This window comes from Mycoplasma pogonae, from assembly GCF_054170725.1.
Genome location: NZ_JBSWZS010000003.1, coordinates 37,144 through 54,332, shown reverse-complemented (window position 1 = coordinate 54,332; position 17,189 = coordinate 37,144). Strand labels below are relative to the sequence as shown.

The following is a 17,189-nucleotide window of genomic DNA, read 5'->3' as shown; positions in this document are numbered from 1 at the left end:
ATTATATAACACTATTGCATCTTGAGCATAAATTATTTTGCATTTCTGCAATTTCGAAGTGGTTTCAGCAACGTTCACATTTTGCAGAATCAAAAGTTTCAACTTTATCCTCATTACCAAACGAAACTTTTCCAACCATTAATAAATATGGAAGATTTAAAGATTTAATAAACTCATTATCGGTATTAATTGTTACATGAGCTTCATTACTTCTCTTAATAATGCCTTCAGCAATTTTTTGCTCAATTAATCGATAAACTTTATCTTTTAATTCAAAAAATGGTGCTCATTTCGTTTCTTCATCAGTGGTAATTTTCACTTTTGTTAAAAAGTCTTCTAAATGAACTGACTCTAACTTAGCAGTTTTGTCAAAGTAACTATAAGCTTCTTCGGTTGTAGTTGGCATAATTGGCGCTAGTGATATAAGTAATAAATTTAATAAATTATAAAAATTGTATAACACTTGTTGACGCTCGGATGAATTAGCGGCATCAGCATATAAAACATCTTTTGTAATTGAAAGGTAATAACTCGAAATATCAATAATAAAGTTATTTAATTCTTTAATTGCATTTAAAAATCTGAAATTAGCAAAATGCTCCACTACTTTGTTTTGAACTTTTTTAATTTTTTCATCAATTAATAAATTAATCCCATCTAATTGAGTTGCTGGATTATGATGGTATTGATTTAAATTACCTAATAAAAAGCGCATTGTATTTCTTAATTTTCGGTAAATTTCCACATTTTGTTTTAAAATGTTTTCAGAAATTGAAACATCATTTGTATATTCGCTATTAGCAACTCATAAACGAAGTACATCCGCTCCATATTTGTTAATTACCTCTAGTGGTGCAACACCATTTCCTAATGATTTAGACATTTTACGGCCTTTTTCATCAACTACAAATCCATGTGATACTAATTGTTTATAAGGGCTTTTACCACGGAAAGCAACACTATTAATTAATGAAGAGTTAAATCATCCTCGATATTGGTCGGAACCTTCTAAATATAAGTCAAATGGAGCTTGAAAATTATCTGGCTCAACCGCAATTGATGTTGAGCCTGAATCAAATCAAACATCCATAATATTATTTTCCTTAGTTCAATTGCGACCACGATATTTCTCAGGTAATAGTTCATCAACTGTTTTTTCAAATCAAATGTCAGTTCCGTACTGCGAAACTAAATCAATTACATAATCAAAAATTTCAGCATCCATAATTGGTTTTTTATTTTCATCATAAAATACCGGAATCGGAACTCCTCAAGTTCTTTGACGGGAAATAGTCCAATCATCACGATTCTCAATCATTGTTTTTAGCCGTTTTTTTGGTCATTCTGCATAAAACTTAACATTTTCAATTTCAGCAACAATATCTTTTTTAATATTTTCGATTGATACAAATCACTGCGGTGTACCTCTAAAAATAATTGGTTTATGAGTTCTTCAGTCATGAGGGTATGAGTGCTTGATAAATTCAAATGCTATAAGTGCATGCTTTGCTTCTAAAAATTGTCCAATATTTTTATTGGCATCGGCATAAAATAAGCCTTGAAATTGATCAGCTTCTGGTAATAATGTTCCATCATCATCGACGTGCATAATCATGTCTAAATGCTCACGTTTTCCAATTATAAAGTCATCTTCACCAAATAACGGCGCCATATGAACTAGTCCAGTTCCTGAATCTAGTGTAACATGGTGTCCTAATACAACTGGAGCTTCTAAATCGCGTTTTATTGGTCTTTGGTAAATTGTACCTACTAAATCTTTCCCTAAAAATTCAGTTAAAATGGTGTATGACTCTCATTTTGCTTTTTGCGCTACTTCTTCAAGTAATTTTTTAGCAACTATATAAAAGTTTTGACCTACTTGTACTCTTACATATTCAAATTCAGCTCCAACTGCAACCCCTGAGTTGGCAATCAATGTTCAAGGTGTTGTAGTTCAAATTAATAATTTATCACCTTTTTGCAATGCGGTGCTTGGTTGCAAAACATCTAAAGCAACAATAATAGAAGGTGAACGGTGTTCAGCATATTCAACTTCCGCTTCAGCTAAAGCTGATTGTGATGAAGGTGATCAATAAACAGGTTTTAACCCTTTATAAACAATGCCATCTAATGCCATTTTTTTAAAAAGTGTTAGCTGTGCTGCTTCAAATTTAGGGTCCATAGTAATGTAGATGTCTTCTAAATCACTTAGCAATTGTAATGTTTTTATTTGTTCTTTCTGATTTTGAATTTGTTCAGTTGCATATTTTGCTGCTGCCTTACGTAAAGCCACAACATCAATATCTTTGTGATTTCAATTCATTTCTTCAAGCATTTTATTTTCAATTGGTAATCCATGCGTGTCTCATCCAGCTACAAAAGGTGAATAAAAACCTTCCATTGATTTATACCGCACAATGATATCTTTTAAAATTTTATTCAGTGCATGTCCCATGTGAATTGAACCATTAGCATAAGGAGGTCCATCATGCAAGATATAAGTATTATTGCGACGATTTTTATTTAGAACTTTTTGATATAGTTTTTCATGTAGCCACTTTTGACGATACGCCGCTTCTTTAGATACTAATTCTGCTTTCATTGAAAATGGTGTTTGTGGCATATTTAAGGTTGTTTTATAATCTTTTTTTTGACTATTATGCATGATCATTTTGCTCCTGTTACAAAAATAAATTTTTGATAAAAAAAATGTTTCAAGATGCCAAAAGGACACTATCTTGAAACATTTATATAAATGTTGATAGTGTATTTTATATAATGATAATTAATGATTTATTTCAAAAATTATTTAACATAAAATATCCTTTATAAAATAATAAATTTAAAAATATAGAAGAATTATAACATTTTTTTTAAAATTGGCACTTATGTTAGCACTAAAATGCCTCTTCATCAATTAAAACAAATAAATTAGTATGTTGTTTTAATATAGAAGCGGGAATTTCTGGTAAAAAAGTTTTTGTTTTAATTACTTTTCGAAAAACTTGAGTTTTATCTTGACCCGAAACAACAAGCAAAATATTTTTTGCTTCCATAATAGTTTGCAACCCCATTGTAATCAGCGTTAAGTTTTTCTCATCTTTAATTTTAATTTTGTGTGTGACCGAATCTTGCTTACCATTTGGGAAATTAAAAGCAATTTCCCCATTTGTTCCTAAATATAAAACAAGTAAATCTAAACCACCTGCTAATTTAATTAAATCATCGTAATTATGAGGATTAGGCAAATTAATTTGCGATGATGTTATTGTTTGATTTTGAAAAATATTGTTGATTCATGTTTCTTGAATTAAAGCATCATTTTTAATTTCAAACCGACTTGTTAAAAAAAATTCAACCTCAGTTAAGTTTAATTGAGGTTTGGCTAAAACTTTGTGCAATGTTTTATAAAATGGCAATAATGGTTTATCAGTGGCCAAACCAATATTAACTTTGGAATTATGTAAGATTTTTTTACCTATTTCTTTGGCAATGATTTTTGCCATTTTTTCTTTTGAAGCTAAGATTTTAATTTTCAAATCTGCCATAATGTTTTATTTGGCACATTCTCCAGTTTGATCGTTAGTTTTTAAGCATTGACTTGAAAATACTAAAAAGATTAAAAATTGGACACCTTGTTCATTACAAAACATTAAAGCGCCGTCTTTACCAACGAAATTTTCACTACCATTGACACTACCTTGATTCATATGAACATCATGCATTCCATAAACATCGCCACTTCGCATTTTATTGTCATACAAAAAACCTCAAACAACAACGTGGTATTTTGCACTTTTAGCTTCTGTTAAATATTTGTTTAATGTATCAACTAAAACTTGTTCATTAGGATTAACACCATCTCTTAAAATGTGTAGTTGTTTTAAATCAAATAAATTATCTCTTAAATAATCAAGTTTTGTAGTTGCATCTACATCGCTATAAACTCCGGGTGAAGCTTCATACATTTTCAAAAAAGGTGCTTTATTTATAATATCTTCATTAAAATTTTCAGTATAAAAAACCATCAAATCTGGTGCTTGAGGGTCACGAGAACGAACATTAACATTAATTTGGAACGGGGTATCTCCAACATTAATATTAAAGTTAAAATGTGGGTGTTTAGATTTTGAACTTAATTTCCGTTGCATTGTTTGTGAAAAATTTTCGACAAAATCTCCTTTAATTACTGCATAACCTTCTGGAAAGTTTGTTGATACAGTTGGGTTTGTTGTGGTTTGTGTTTTTCCAAAAACTTTTTGGAATCATTTTTCTAAAAAATTCATATATTACTCCTTTAGTGTTTTACTTTTTCAATGTAAAAATTTTATATTAATTTTTACAAAAACAAAGATAAAAAGACTTCCTTAGTAAGGATAAGCAAAAACCTAAAATAAAAAAAATAATCATTTAACCTATAAACAAGTTAAATGAATATAATTTTAATTTTATACAATGTGCTTTTATACTTTATATCTTAATAAATGATACTACTTAAAAAAGCAGCTATTAAATTCTATTATTGTTGAATTCCATTAACTTCATTTTTACGTGATAAAGTAATTGAACCAGTTTCTGTAACTAAAACATCATCTTCAATTCTTACACCACCTAAACCTTCGATGTAAATTCCTGGTTCAACAGTAATTACCATTCCTGGTTCTAAAACAGCGGGGTTATTATAAGAAACATTCGGTAGTTCATGAACATCAATTCCTAGGCCATGGCCAGTTGAGTGTAAAAATTTATCACCATATCCTTGAGCTTGGATGTAATCACGACATACTTTATCAATTTCTCCAGTTGTAACACCGGGTTTTACAGCCTGACGGCCACGGCGCGCTGCTTCTTCAACGATTTGATAAATTTTTTCAGCTTCCGGGTTATTTGCTTTACCGCCTACAATAAAAGTTCTTGTAATATCTGCACCAAAACCTTCGTAAGTTGCACCAAAATCAATTTTTAGCAATTCACCTTGTTTAACAGTTTCATCAGTTGGATGATGGTGTGGTTTCGATGAATTATGTGCTGCCGCAACAATGGAGCTAAAGCATTCCTTACCTGAACCTTTTTGTTTCATTAGATAATTTAGCTTATGATCGATTTCACGTTCAGTTTGCCCTGGTTGAATTGTTTTAACTAAATCATCATAAGCCGCTAATGAAATATCGATTGCTTTTTGTAATTTAGCAATCTCTTCTGGCGTTTTTATCAAACGTAGTTTTTGGGCACTAATACTAACAATTTTTGAATTTGGACTCATTGTTTCAATGTTTTTAACACTATTAAAAACTTCATAGTCACCTTCAATTCCAATTGTTTTGTAATTTTTATCAGCTAAAAAATGCTTTAATGGCGTTTCGCTCAACAATAAAACTTCGACATTACGAGCTTTAGCTCTAGCATATTCAATATAACGTGAGTCAACAAATAAATAAGCTTTATCTTTTTCAATCACGATTCAACCATCAGAGCTTTCAACTCCTGAATATCACAAACGAGTTTGTGGACTAGAAGTTACAATAGCATCTAATTTATTTTCTTTAAAAGTTAAATCTAAGTATTTTGTATCCATTTGAACTGCTTTCAAATTGTTATTTTTTCTCTTTATGAGTTGTATGGGCGTTGCATTTATGACAATGTTTTGAAACTTCTAATTTTTCTGTATGAGTTTTTTTATTTTTTTTAGTAATGTAATTTTCCATTTTACATTCTTCACATCTTAATGTAATACCTTCTCTTGGCATTTTTCCTCCAAATTTTGACTAGTTTTAACTAGTAATAGTTGATGAATAAATATAAATAAATAAAAGTTTTTAAATTTTAACATACTTTAACTAAATTTTTATATCAAAATTATTTAATTTAGCATTGACTGAGGTATTGAAAATATGTTTACAAAATTTAATATTTAATTATTTATTGATTTAAAATAACTTTTATTACCATATTTTACAAGAATATTTTCTTCTGAAATTTCAATAATTTCATCACCAATTTCAAAATTATTTTCAGTTAATTTTTTAATGTTTTGATTCTCCTTGAATGTTAAAGCATCGAATCTAAATGTAAAAACTCAATTATAATTTTCCATTTCAAAATTAGAACTAAAATAGTTAGAGCTTTGATAATAAGAAATTGTTTTTTCTTGTGTTTTTTTGTTAGTTTTTTTTATTTTCAAATATAAATAGTTTTTAATTTCTTCAGACTCATTTGGCTGTTTTTTCAAAGTATCAGAATTATTTTTAGTGACTTCAATTTCAAAATTTAATTGTTGTTTTTTTGAAACTAAATTATTTATTTGAGTTTTTAAGTTTTTAAAACTTAAATTATCCGTTGTTAAAAAAATATAAGGCTTTTTAGGTGAATTATTATCATTTAAATTTTTAATAGGATAAAGTGGGTAAATATATTTTTCGTTATTTTTTAATGAAATCAAGTATAAAATTTGATACTTTTTGTTTGGTTTAATTGGAAATTCTAAATTTTTAAGCAAAATAAATTTTGAATTATTACCAGAAATATTTTCGCTAGTTATTTTAAATTTTTGTGTCTGAATATTTTGCTTTTGAATAGCATTTTCTCAATTAGTATCTTCAGGTGCATTTAAATCCATTTCTAAAAACTCAAGGAAAAACTCTTTATCTTTTAAATTATCTAATAAAATTAGATTTCAAGGATCATTTGATGTTTTAACAATTAAAGAAAAATCAAACTTAACTTTAGTCTCCTCCACTTTATTGATTGTATAACCATTTAGATCAAAGGGGCTTTGCTTAATTGCTACATTTTCTGAAATTAAATCACTCGTTTGACTACAAGCAACAATACTAAACGGAATCAAACTAATCAATGAGTAAAAAAAATATTTTAATTTAAGTTTCATGCTAATCCTTTTTTAAAAGCATTGCGATTTCCTCTTTATAAATGGGCTTGTTATCAATTCAAGGAGTTTCTAAAATAATGGGAATATTATCAAAAGTAGGATCATGAACGATTTTTTGTAATACCTCTTTACCAATAAACCCTTTACCAATGTTTTCGTGACGATCTTTTTTAGAACCTAAGCCATTTTTTGAATCATTTAAATGAATTACTTTTAAATGATTCAAAATTTGTGAATCTTTCAATTGCTTGATAAATTGATCATACTCATGTAAATTATACCCAGCATCTCATACATGACAGGTATCCAAGCAAACGCCTAAGCGCTCAGAATTTACTTCATCAATTATAGTAATTAATTGTTCATAAGTAATCCCTACTTCTGTTCCTTTGCCAGCCATTGTTTCTAGAGCGATAACAACATTTTCAGTGTTATCTAAAATGTATTTTAAACTTTTAGATAATTGTTTTAGTGCACTTTCGGTAGTGAGGGTTGTATAAGAACCTGGATGCAGCACTAAATATTTAGCTCCAATATAATTCATTCTTTCAATTTCTTTTATTAAAAATTCATTTGCAAAATCAGCTTTTGTTTCAGAAGCTGGATTGGTAATGTATGGAGCGTGAACAATAATATCTTCTGGGGCGATTTTGTCTTTTAAATCCCGAATATATTCAAATAATTTGTAATCTTCAACACTTGCGCGGCGCGATGTTTGTGGTGCTCCAAGATAAATCATGGCACAATTAGCACCATTAGCAACTGAATCAGCAATTGCTCCATATAAATAATCTGGTTTTTTGAATGAAACATGACTTCCAAGTTTGATCATAAAACTCCTTAAAAACTTTTTTAATTATTATAATTATAGTTTTTTTTGATCTCTTTATCTTCAAAAATAAAAAATTTAGTAAAAGGAAATTTTGTTTTCAATTGCTTAGCGATTGTCTGACAAAAAACACTTTCAATTAAATGTGCTATTTCTAAAATTACAATATGCTTTTTAAAATGCTTAATCGTTAATCAATCGCTTCATTTTAGATCTGAAGTAATAATTAAATTAGCGCTCATTTTTTGAGCTTTAACTATAGCTTCAATACCTCCTGATCCAGGCAAGATAGCAATTTTATTTGTGGTAAATTCTAATATGTCTGCAATATTAAAATTAGAACTGTAATTTTTTAATCCAAATTTTGCTAGATTTTTAATAATATTTTCTAATTTTATAGATGATTCAAAAATTAGATTGTAATCATCAATTATATTTTTTTTAGCATTTGCATTAATTTTTAAAACCTTAGCAATTGCTCTTGCAGTTGCAAAATTACTACCATCAAAATTTGTATGAATAGTAAAAATATTGATTTGATGTTGCTTAACTAGCTTTATAATTTTCTGCTTGTAAGGTGCTTTTTGGTATTCTTCTTTTCAAGTTGAATAAAATTTAAATGGGTGATGAGTGATAATGGTGTCAATTTTATTTTGAATAGCAAATTCAACAACTTCAATAGTAACATCTAAAGCTATCAAAACATTTTTAACATTTTCTTGAAAATAAAAAGAAAAACCTACAGGATCTCATTCTGCAGATTTTTCTTGTGGATATTTTTGATTTAAAAAACTAAAAATAGTCATTTTGAATAAAATCTTTCAATTTACGTTTTTTTTGTGGGTGTTTTAATTTTTTCAAAATCTTAGCTTCAATTTGCCGAATTCTTTCTTTAGTAACGCCTTTTTCACGAGCTAATTGATCTAATGAATGAACCTTATAACGATCACCATTTTCATTATAACCAATGCCATAACGTTTTTTAATTAAACGCCTTTCGTCTTCATCTAAATAATTTTCTAAAACTTCATTTAAAACTTTTGATAATTCATCTCGTACAGCAAAATCAACTGGCGAAATTACAGACTCATCTTTAATAAAATCAGAAAATGATGAGTCTTGTTCTTTTCCGGTTGTCTTATCAAGTGAAATTGGATCGACATTAATTTTACGAATTTGTTGAACTTTTTCAACTGTAAAATCACCACCAATTTGTTCAGCGATTTGTTCATCAGTTGGTGCCATACCTAATTCTTGTTGCAGTTCGCGTTCAATTTTAGTAATTTTATTAATTGTCTCTACCATATGAACCGGGACACGAATGGTACGAGCTTGATCAGCAACAGCTCTTGTTATTGCTTGTCTAATTCATCACGTTGCATAAGTTGAAAATTTAAATCCCTTAGTATGATCATATTTGGAAACAGCTTTCAAAATTCCTGCATTACCTTCAGAAATTAAATCAATAAATGAAAGCCCACGATTTTTATATTTTTTAGCGTTATTAATAACAAGTCTTAAATTACGTTTAATTAGTGTTTCTCGAGCTTTCTTACCTTTACGTCCCCCGAGTGACATTTGATAAGCCAATTCTTTTTCCTCTTCTGAAGTTAACAACTTTCCATATTTACCAATTCAACGCATATACCATTTAACAATGTCATTGGTTTCACTTAGTTTATTTTTTAGTTGATTATTGTAATTTTTGGCGCTATTAACTTTTTCATAAGATAATGAAACTTCATCGTCATCATAGTCTTTTAAATACAATTCATCGTTGTGAAATTCTTCATCATCGATGTCAATATCAGCATCAATGTCAGGGTCGATATCATCAAAATTAAACCCTAGTTCAACTTCAAAATCTTTTTCACTAGCATCTAAATTGTCATCAAGATCTGTTTCAGTACTAATAATTTTTTCTTTAACTAATTCAGCAAAAAATTCATCAGCTTCAGATTCATCTACGAAAAATTTTTTCTTATTAAGAAATTGGTAAACATCTTCTTGTTGTAAAAATTTTTGTTTTTTATTTTTCTTGTTTTTTTCTTTTCTTAAAACTTCTATAATTGTGGCAAATTTACCATTTGAAGTAGTTGTTTCTTTTGTGGTGTTTTTAGCTGTTTTGCCAACAGTTTTTTTTGATTCTTTAATTTCTTTGTCTTTGCCAGCTTTTACCATTTACAAAACTCCTAAAAATTTTTCTAAAAACAAAAAATTTTTATTTTTAGAAACAATATAGTTTAAAATGTCTATACATTTTGTTAAATTTATAAAATCAAATTTTTATTTTGTTTTTTAATCTTTAATAAAAATTAAAGTTATATTAAAATATCATATAGTAGTTAAAAATTTTATCAAAATTATAAAAAAATCAAAACAAATAAAAAAAGAGAGGTAAGATATGGAAAAACAAAAAGATAGTGGACGATTAGGCAAACTTTTTGTCAACACAACTAGAATTTGAAGATTCGGGATTTATGATTTAACAATTGCTGGGTTGCTATTTGCAATGTTTTTAGTGGTCAATTTTATCGCTAAGACAACTTTAACAGGACGTCTAGAATTTACATTTGAAATTATGTTTAGTATTTTGTTTGGTTTGGTTTTAGGGCCTGTTAAAGGTGTGATCCTCGCAATATTAGGTGATACATTTACTCTATTAATGTTTGGTAGAATTTATGTTTGAATGTGGCAATATGCAATTGTACCGCCATTAGTTGTTTTGATTAGTTGATTCATTTTTTATTTGTATAATGGTAATTTTAAAATTACACCTTATATTCCAATTATTTTAGTTTATGTAACTGCAACTATTTTTTATGGTTTTTTTGCTTATGTAATTTCCTATTCTGATTTAATTGTTTTTAAAAATAATACATACAAAGAAATTAGTGCAATGACAGTTTTAGTAATTACATCAACTTTTTTAGCTTTTAGTTTTATCTTTGTTGGTGTAACATTTTATTTTGGTTGATTCAAAAACAAAAAAAGCATGTTACTAATTGCTCTAGTTTTTGCCTTAATTGTGTTTATTTTTGTAATGAATCGGTGAATTTGAAAACCAATTGCATTCATTGATTATTGAAATCGATTTTTAAGATTAGGGAAACGCGGAACAAGACCCACTCGTGAAATAGAAGATTATTACATTTACTATTTAATTCCAGCAATTTTTAAATCATTATTCGCAATTCCGGTTTATGTTTTTATCTTGTCATTTGCAGTACCAGTAATTATAAAGCTTAATAATAAATATAGTGGAATTAGAAAGTCGAGCTATTAAAGAAATGGAAAAGGAAAAAAAATATTCAGCAGATTCAATTAGTACTAGGCGATCAAGTTTGGAAAAAATCATTGCTATAATTTATATGTTTGAAGTCCAAAAAGAAGCAATTAATTTGCAAAAAATTTTAGATGATTTTGAACTAAAAAAAGGTGAAATTAAAAAAATTGAGATGGTAAAACAAAATTATGATTTTTTTAAAAAAAATATTGAAAATAGTTTATCAAATGGTTGGAAATGAGCTCGTTTAAGCCCTTTTATTAGAGCGGTACTTTTATTAGGTTCACTTGAATTATTAATTACTTCTCCAGCATTAACAATCAATGAAATGGTTGACATCACAAAGGAATACACACTTCCAGAGGTTGAAGCTGATTACAAAACTGTAAATTTTATTTTAGATAGATTGAGTAAGATATATGCTAAAGTTCAACAATCATAAAACATTTTTAATTAAAAAAAAATTAAAAAAATTAAACCTATGAAATGATTATAAATCCACTTTCCCAATTAAAAAGCACCGTTTTTTAATTTTTAAAATTGCTAAAATTTTTGAAATTAATATTAGTGAAAATCGAATCACAAAATTTGAGGCTAATTTAATTAATTGTAAAAATAAAGAAGGATTTTTAGATTCATTAAATAGTTTATTTACATTTACAACAAATGATAAATTAAAGGATGAAAAGTTTCTTAAAGATTTAGCAACATTTTTATACTATTGCTGGCAATTAGCTCGTTTAAAATATGATAAAAAATATAAAAAAGAAAATATTTACATTGATTTAAATAAACCAAAAAATTTACTTGAACAAAATCGCAAAAAAAGAGAATACTACTACAAATTATGTGATTATTTAAAAAAAATAACTTCAAATTACAATTATTATGTTGTTAAAATTTTAAAAGTAGCATTATAATTTGACGTAGATGAAAAAAGATATTTTAAAAAATTTAGTTGCTAAGGAAATTGGAGATATTAGTTTTGCTGAAAAACTAATTCGTAGTGGCAAAGTAATGGTGAATAACGAAATCATTATGATGCCAAATCAAAAAGTTTTGCTTGATGCCAAAATTATTATTAAAGAAACAAAAAAGTGAGTTTCTCGTGGGGCTTTTAAATTAATTAAAGCGATTGAAGTTTTTGAATTAAATTTTAAAGATAAAATTGTTTTAGATATCGGAGCTTCTAAGGGGGGATTCACCCAAGTTGCTCTTAAAAATGGTGCTAAAAAAGTTTACGCCCTTGATGTTGGTACTAATCAACTTGATTATAGTTTAAGAATTGATCCTAGTGTTGTTGTTTATGAAAAAACTAATTTAAAAAATATTGAAAAAAATTTTTTTGCAGAATCTCTTGATTTAGTTGTTTGTGATGTTTCGTTCATTGGTTTAAAATCTGTTTTTGAAGTTTTGAATAAAATATTAGATTCAAATAAACAAGTGCTAGTTTTAATTAAGCCTCAATTTGAAGCGAGTAGCAAATATGTAGCTGATGGGGGCTTTGTTGAAATTCAATATCATCAATTTTTGATTGACAGAGTTGTTAATCAAGCTAATGACTTAAGATTTAAATTACTTGCAATTACTGAATCACCAATTAAAGGTAATAAATCAAAAAATATTGAATATTTAGCATTATTTGAAAGGAATTAAAATGCAACAGTATCGTAAATTTTTTCCAATGTTAAAAAAAGTTACTTATTTAGATAATGCTGCCTTATTAATGAAACCTTTAAGCGTGATTGAAGCGGGAACGGATTATTATACAAATTATTGCATCAGCCCTAGAACTTCAGATTCTAAACTAGGTGTTATAGTTAACCAACGAATCGAAAACACTCGAGCGATGATTGCTGAATTCGTTGATGCTCAACCTCAAGAAGTTATTTTCACTTCAGGGACTACTGAATCATTGAATTTATTCGCTCAAATGGCGTTACAATTTTTAAAACCTAATGATGAAATATTGATTTCCGCTTATAATCATTCCTCGAACATTATTCCTTGAATTGAAGTTGCCCAAAAAACGGATGTTAAAATTATTTATTCAGAAAACATCGTGAATGATATTACCTCAAAAACTAAGATTGTCGCTCTTTCGCAAATAACAAATAATTTTAATCAAAATTTTGACATGAAAAAAATTAATCAGTTATGTCAAAAAAATCATTGCCTAGTAGTTAATGATGCAGCTCAAGCTGTTTATTATGAAAAAGTTAGTTTAAAAAACAGCGATGTAATTGCTTTTAGCTCCAATAAATTATACGGACCTACTGGACTAGGTTTTTTAGTTGTTAAAAAAAATTTGTTGAAAAAATTGGAGCCAACACGTTTTGGTGGAGGATCAGTTAGCGCAATTAAAAATGAGTATGAATGATTGAAAAAAAACGGTATTGCTGCTTATGAACCCGGAACACCTAACGTAGCTGCTATTTGACAAATGGAATCAGCTTTAAATTTTATTAAAACAATTGATTATCCAATGATTCAACAGTATCTAAAAGAACTAGCTAATTATTTATATGACCAATTGTTAACAGTAAAAAATATTGAAATAGCTTCTCAAAGAGGTGATTCAATAACTATGTTTAACATTAAAAACATCACTTCACAAGATGTAGCTTCATACTTAGGTCATAAAGATATTTATGTTCGTGCCGGAACTTTTTGCGCTAAGCTTATAGATCATGTAACTAAAAGAAATAGTTATGTAAGAGTTTCATTAGCAATTTACAATACTAAAGCAGATATTGATATTTTAGTTAATGCATTAAAGCAAGGCGGTGATTTTCTTGAGTTTATCTAATGATAATAATCAAAAACGTGCTTTAATTATGAAGCATTATTTAAGCGGCATTAATCGTGTAGGACAAGTAGAACAATGAAAGAATACTAATGTTTATAGTCAAAATTGTGTTGATAATTTAGAGTTGGCAATAAAAATTGAGAATAATAAAATTATTGATGCTAAATTTAGCGGTGATGGTTGCGCAGTATTTTTAGCCTCAACAGATATCTTTTTAGAAAATATTAAAAATAAGTCACTTAATCAGGTAGAAAAAATATTAATTAATTATGAAAACTTAATTAATCAAAAGCCTACAGATGTAATTAATTTAAATAATTTAGTTATTTTCAATAATGTTAAAACACATTTAAATCGCTTGGAATGCGCAAGCATTATTATTAAAGCAACAAAGAAGATTCTTAGTGAAAATTAAGAATTTTTTAATTATTTTTTTATATTTTAGCTAATTTTACGCTATATATAAATGTGAAGATAAAAACACAAGCTGATATCAATGAATGTGGTTTGGTGATAGTTCAAGCTTTTTACCATTACTTTTTCAAAAAATGAATTAATATTAATGATTTAAAGCATCAATCACATTACACTAAAACTGGAATTAATCTCGATAATCTAGAAAAATTAGCTTCTCAGTTCAATTTAGAAGCTAATTCATTAAAAGGTAATTGGGAAAATTTGAAACAATTAAAACTAGATAAACCTATTGCCGCATTAATAAATAAGTCTGGTTTTTTTCATTATATTATCATTACTAAAATTGACCAAAATTTATTTTATATTTTAGATCCAGTTAGTGGTTTTGAAACTATTAGTCATGAATTAATGAAAAAATATTTTCAGAACGTAATTATCATTTTTTCAAAAAAACTTAACTTACAACCTATAAAAACTCAAAATAATTTTTTGGGAAAAAATATTTTAGGCTATCTTAAAAATTTTGAAACTATTTTGATTCTAATAACTGTAATTTTAGATGTTGCATTTTTATTACTAGGATCTTTTTTTATCAAATTAATTTTCAATTATGTTTTAATAAATTCAAATGAACTACTTTTATTAAAAATATTTTTAATTTTTGCAATTAATTTAGTTTTAAAAGTAATAAATATAATTTTTAAAACTTACTATTTGAAAAAAATAACTATCAAAATTGAAAAAGTAATTTATAAAAAATTTTTAAAATCATTCGCTAATATTGAACTTAATTATTTAGAAAAAATGGATTATAAAGATAATTTAAGAAAAATAAATAACATTAAATCAGTAAGCATTTTTATTGGAAATTTTATTTTTAGTTTAATAGGCGAATTTTTACTAGTCATAATAAGTTTGGTGATGTTAACTATTATTAATCTAGTTTTATTTTATGTAGCAACTGGATTTATATTTGTGATTGCAATCTTTAGTTTTTTTCAACAAAAATACCTTTATAAACAATACAATGCAAGTTTAATTTATCAAAAAGATATTTTTTCAGCAAATTATAGCTACATCAATAATCTTGCTAAAATAAAAAATTTACAAAATAAAAAATTTTATGAAAGCATCATGTATGAAAATTTTTATAATAAAAACTTTTTTGAATATAAACTTAGTTTAAAAGAAAACTTTTTAAAAAATTTGACTAATTTTTTAATGGGATTTGTACCTTTAGTAATTATCTTTGTTGGATTTTATTTACTATTCAGAAACGAAATTTCATTGAGTAATATTTTAATTTTTATGACGTTTTTTAATTTTTATTTAGAACCAATTAAAAATTTTTTGCAACTATTTTTAAATTATCCTATTTTTAAAAAACAATATAATGAATTGGAATTCATTTTTCAGTCTAAAAAAGAAATTTTTACTATTAAAAATCATATTACAAGTAGTATAAATAGTATAAAGTTTAAGAATTTTACTTATAGTTTCGATAATTCAAAAGCAATATTTAATATTGATAATTTTGAAATTAATTCAGATGTAATTTTAAAAGGAGCTAACGGTTCAGGAAAATCAACTTTTTTAAAATGTTTGGCTTTAGAAAAACAAGTTAATTCTGAAAAATATTTTATAAATGGAAAAGCACTTAAAAATTATAATTTTGCTGAAATTAGAAAAAAAATTATAATAATTAGCCCAGATGAATATTTACCAGAAATAACCCCAATAAGTTTTATTACAAAAAATAATGAGCAAAAATTAAAAACATTAGAAACTAATTTGGAAAAATATGATTTAGTAAAAAAGCTTTTGCTAAAAAATTTAAATTTATGAGTACCAATTGAAAATAATAGTCAAAATTTCTCTTCCGGGCAAAGACAAATAATTTTAGCTTTACAATTACTAACTGAAAAATATGACTTAGTGATTTTAGACGAAGCTTTTGACAATGTTGATTTTGAAACTTTTCAATATTTAAAATTAGCAATTAATGACTTCCAAAATAAATCGATGTTTGTAGAAGTTTCACATAATAATAAATTTATTAAAAATGGAGAGGTAATAAATTTTGAAAATTTATAAATTTAACTTTTTAGTATTTATAATATTTTTAATTTTTATTATCTTAGTTATTTTAGGGGTTATTTATTTAATGGAATTCAATTTTAATAAAACTGAAAAAGTCGACTTAATCAATAGTGATGAAAATTTTTGAAAATTTAGATTAAAAACCACAAATCCCGAATTAATTAAACAAGTGGAATTAGATCTAAATGATTATTTTGATGATGTAAAAATTTATAATTACCGTCAAATAACAAATGAATATTATGATTTTTTTGTTGCAAAAAATCTAGTTCCTAAAAAATATCAGAATTTAACTAAAATTTTAGGTCTAATTTATCATGAAAAAATTAATTTTTTTAAAGCATTAATATGATAATAAAATATAATTACTAACGTGAAAAAAATAAGTAAGCAATTAGTGATTAAATCAAAAAACAAACTTAATTTTTTAAATAATACCGATTATAATTTTCCATATTTAACAATATTTAAGCAAATAGTTGATGAAGCTACATTAGTTTTAAAAATAAAAAAACCAATTGAAGTTGATTTTACATTAATTAATAATGATCAAATGCAACAAATTTATAAAAAATATAAAAGTATTGATCGCAGCACAGATGTTTTAGCTTTCCCTTCTGATTGAAGAAAATTTGAATTTATGGATTTTTATCCTTTTGGTGAAATTTTTATTTCTTATCAGAAAGTAAAAGAACAAGCTAAAGCATATAATCACAAAATTAAGCGAGAATTTTGTTATTTATTTACTCATGCAATTGTGCATTTATATGGCTTGGATCATCAGACGGCTGAAGATGAAAAAAAAATGAACAATTATGTTAATAAGATTATGAAAAAAATTAATGTTTTAAGAGAAAACTAA

Annotated in this window: 18 protein-coding genes; 9 read left to right on the top strand and 9 right to left on the bottom strand. The window is 26.3% G+C overall.

Translation table 4 applies throughout. The features are described from left to right. Position 1 precedes the first annotated feature (1 nt). The 9 genes from ileS to ACW95P_RS01495 form a co-directional block, all read right to left on the bottom strand. Positions 2–2,671: an isoleucine--tRNA ligase gene (gene ileS / locus ACW95P_RS01535; protein ID WP_457961477.1), complete on the bottom strand. Its 2,670-nt coding sequence runs from the start codon at positions 2,669–2,671 to the stop codon at positions 2–4. Positions 2,672–2,897: 226 nt separating this feature from the next. Further along, positions 2,898–3,548, bottom strand: coding sequence for a 6-phosphogluconolactonase (locus ACW95P_RS01530; protein ID WP_457961476.1), 651 nt, complete (start codon positions 3,546–3,548; stop codon positions 2,898–2,900). Between the two features lie 6 nt (positions 3,549–3,554). Further along, positions 3,555–4,286 carry a DUF2278 family protein gene (locus ACW95P_RS01525; protein WP_457961475.1) on the bottom strand — a complete coding sequence of 244 codons (732 nt, stop codon included), beginning with the start codon at positions 4,284–4,286 and terminating at the stop codon, positions 3,555–3,557. 233 nt (positions 4,287–4,519) lie between these two features. Then, positions 4,520–5,575, bottom strand: coding sequence for an aminopeptidase P family protein (locus ACW95P_RS01520; RefSeq protein ID WP_457961474.1), 1,056 nt, complete (start codon positions 5,573–5,575; stop codon positions 4,520–4,522). Positions 5,576–5,594: 19 nt separating this feature from the next. Further along, positions 5,595–5,747, bottom strand: a complete 153-nt coding sequence (gene rpmG, locus ACW95P_RS01515; RefSeq protein ID WP_457961473.1) for a 50S ribosomal protein L33 — start codon at positions 5,745–5,747, stop codon at positions 5,595–5,597. A 164-nt stretch (positions 5,748–5,911) separates the two neighbouring features. Further along, the gene (locus ACW95P_RS01510) at positions 5,912–6,886 is read right to left on the bottom strand and encodes a hypothetical protein (protein WP_457961472.1); all 975 of its coding nucleotides are present in this window, start codon (positions 6,884–6,886) and stop codon (positions 5,912–5,914) included. Between the two features lies 1 nt (position 6,887). Next, positions 6,888–7,718 carry a deoxyribonuclease IV gene (locus tag ACW95P_RS01505; RefSeq protein ID WP_457961471.1) on the bottom strand — a complete coding sequence of 277 codons (831 nt, stop codon included), beginning with the start codon at positions 7,716–7,718 and terminating at the stop codon, positions 6,888–6,890. 20 nt (positions 7,719–7,738) lie between these two features. Next, positions 7,739–8,521 carry a Nif3-like dinuclear metal center hexameric protein gene (locus ACW95P_RS01500; protein ID WP_457961470.1) on the bottom strand — a complete coding sequence of 261 codons (783 nt, stop codon included), beginning with the start codon at positions 8,519–8,521 and terminating at the stop codon, positions 7,739–7,741. Then, positions 8,508–9,896, bottom strand: a complete 1,389-nt coding sequence (locus tag ACW95P_RS01495) for an RNA polymerase sigma factor (RefSeq protein ID WP_457961469.1) — start codon at positions 9,894–9,896, stop codon at positions 8,508–8,510. Before ACW95P_RS01495 ends, ACW95P_RS01500 begins: the two co-directional genes overlap by 14 nt. Positions 9,897–10,119: 223 nt before the next feature. Between ACW95P_RS01495 and ACW95P_RS01490 the strand changes: the two genes are divergently transcribed. The 9 genes from ACW95P_RS01490 (at position 10,120) to ybeY (ending at position 17,189) form a co-directional block, all read left to right on the top strand. Continuing rightward, complete coding sequence (locus tag ACW95P_RS01490) at positions 10,120–11,001, top strand: hypothetical protein (RefSeq protein WP_457961468.1); 882 nt, start codon at positions 10,120–10,122, stop codon at positions 10,999–11,001. After that, on the top strand, positions 10,976–11,443 hold the full coding sequence (locus tag ACW95P_RS01485; RefSeq protein WP_457961467.1) for a transcription antitermination factor NusB: 468 nt from the start codon (positions 10,976–10,978) through the stop codon (positions 11,441–11,443). The genes ACW95P_RS01490 and ACW95P_RS01485 overlap by 26 nt, the downstream gene beginning before the upstream one ends. Then, positions 11,421–11,921 carry a hypothetical protein gene (locus ACW95P_RS01480; RefSeq protein WP_457961466.1) on the top strand — a complete coding sequence of 167 codons (501 nt, stop codon included), beginning with the start codon at positions 11,421–11,423 and terminating at the stop codon, positions 11,919–11,921. Before ACW95P_RS01485 ends, ACW95P_RS01480 begins: the two co-directional genes overlap by 23 nt. A 10-nt stretch (positions 11,922–11,931) precedes the next feature. Continuing rightward, the gene (locus ACW95P_RS01475; protein ID WP_457961465.1) at positions 11,932–12,657 is read left to right on the top strand and encodes a TlyA family RNA methyltransferase; all 726 of its coding nucleotides are present in this window, start codon (positions 11,932–11,934) and stop codon (positions 12,655–12,657) included. 1 nt (position 12,658) lies between these two features. Further along, positions 12,659–13,810, top strand: coding sequence for an aminotransferase class V-fold PLP-dependent enzyme (locus ACW95P_RS01470; RefSeq protein WP_457961464.1), 1,152 nt, complete (start codon positions 12,659–12,661; stop codon positions 13,808–13,810). Then, positions 13,797–14,225, top strand: a complete 429-nt coding sequence (locus tag ACW95P_RS01465) for an iron-sulfur cluster assembly scaffold protein (protein ID WP_457961463.1) — start codon at positions 13,797–13,799, stop codon at positions 14,223–14,225. Before ACW95P_RS01470 ends, ACW95P_RS01465 begins: the two co-directional genes overlap by 14 nt. Before the next feature lie 53 nt (positions 14,226–14,278). Next, positions 14,279–16,321, top strand: coding sequence for an Mbov_0121 family peptidase domain-containing ABC transporter (locus tag ACW95P_RS01460; RefSeq protein WP_457961462.1), 2,043 nt, complete (start codon positions 14,279–14,281; stop codon positions 16,319–16,321). Positions 16,322–16,391: 70 nt separating this feature from the next. Beyond that, entirely contained in the window at positions 16,392–16,682 is a 291-nt protein-coding gene (locus tag ACW95P_RS01455) for a hypothetical protein (protein ID WP_457961461.1), read from the top strand. An 18-nt stretch (positions 16,683–16,700) separates the two neighbouring features. After that, positions 16,701–17,189 (top strand): rRNA maturation RNase YbeY, encoded by a 489-nt coding sequence (gene ybeY / locus ACW95P_RS01450; RefSeq protein WP_457961460.1) that lies wholly within the window; start codon positions 16,701–16,703, stop codon positions 17,187–17,189.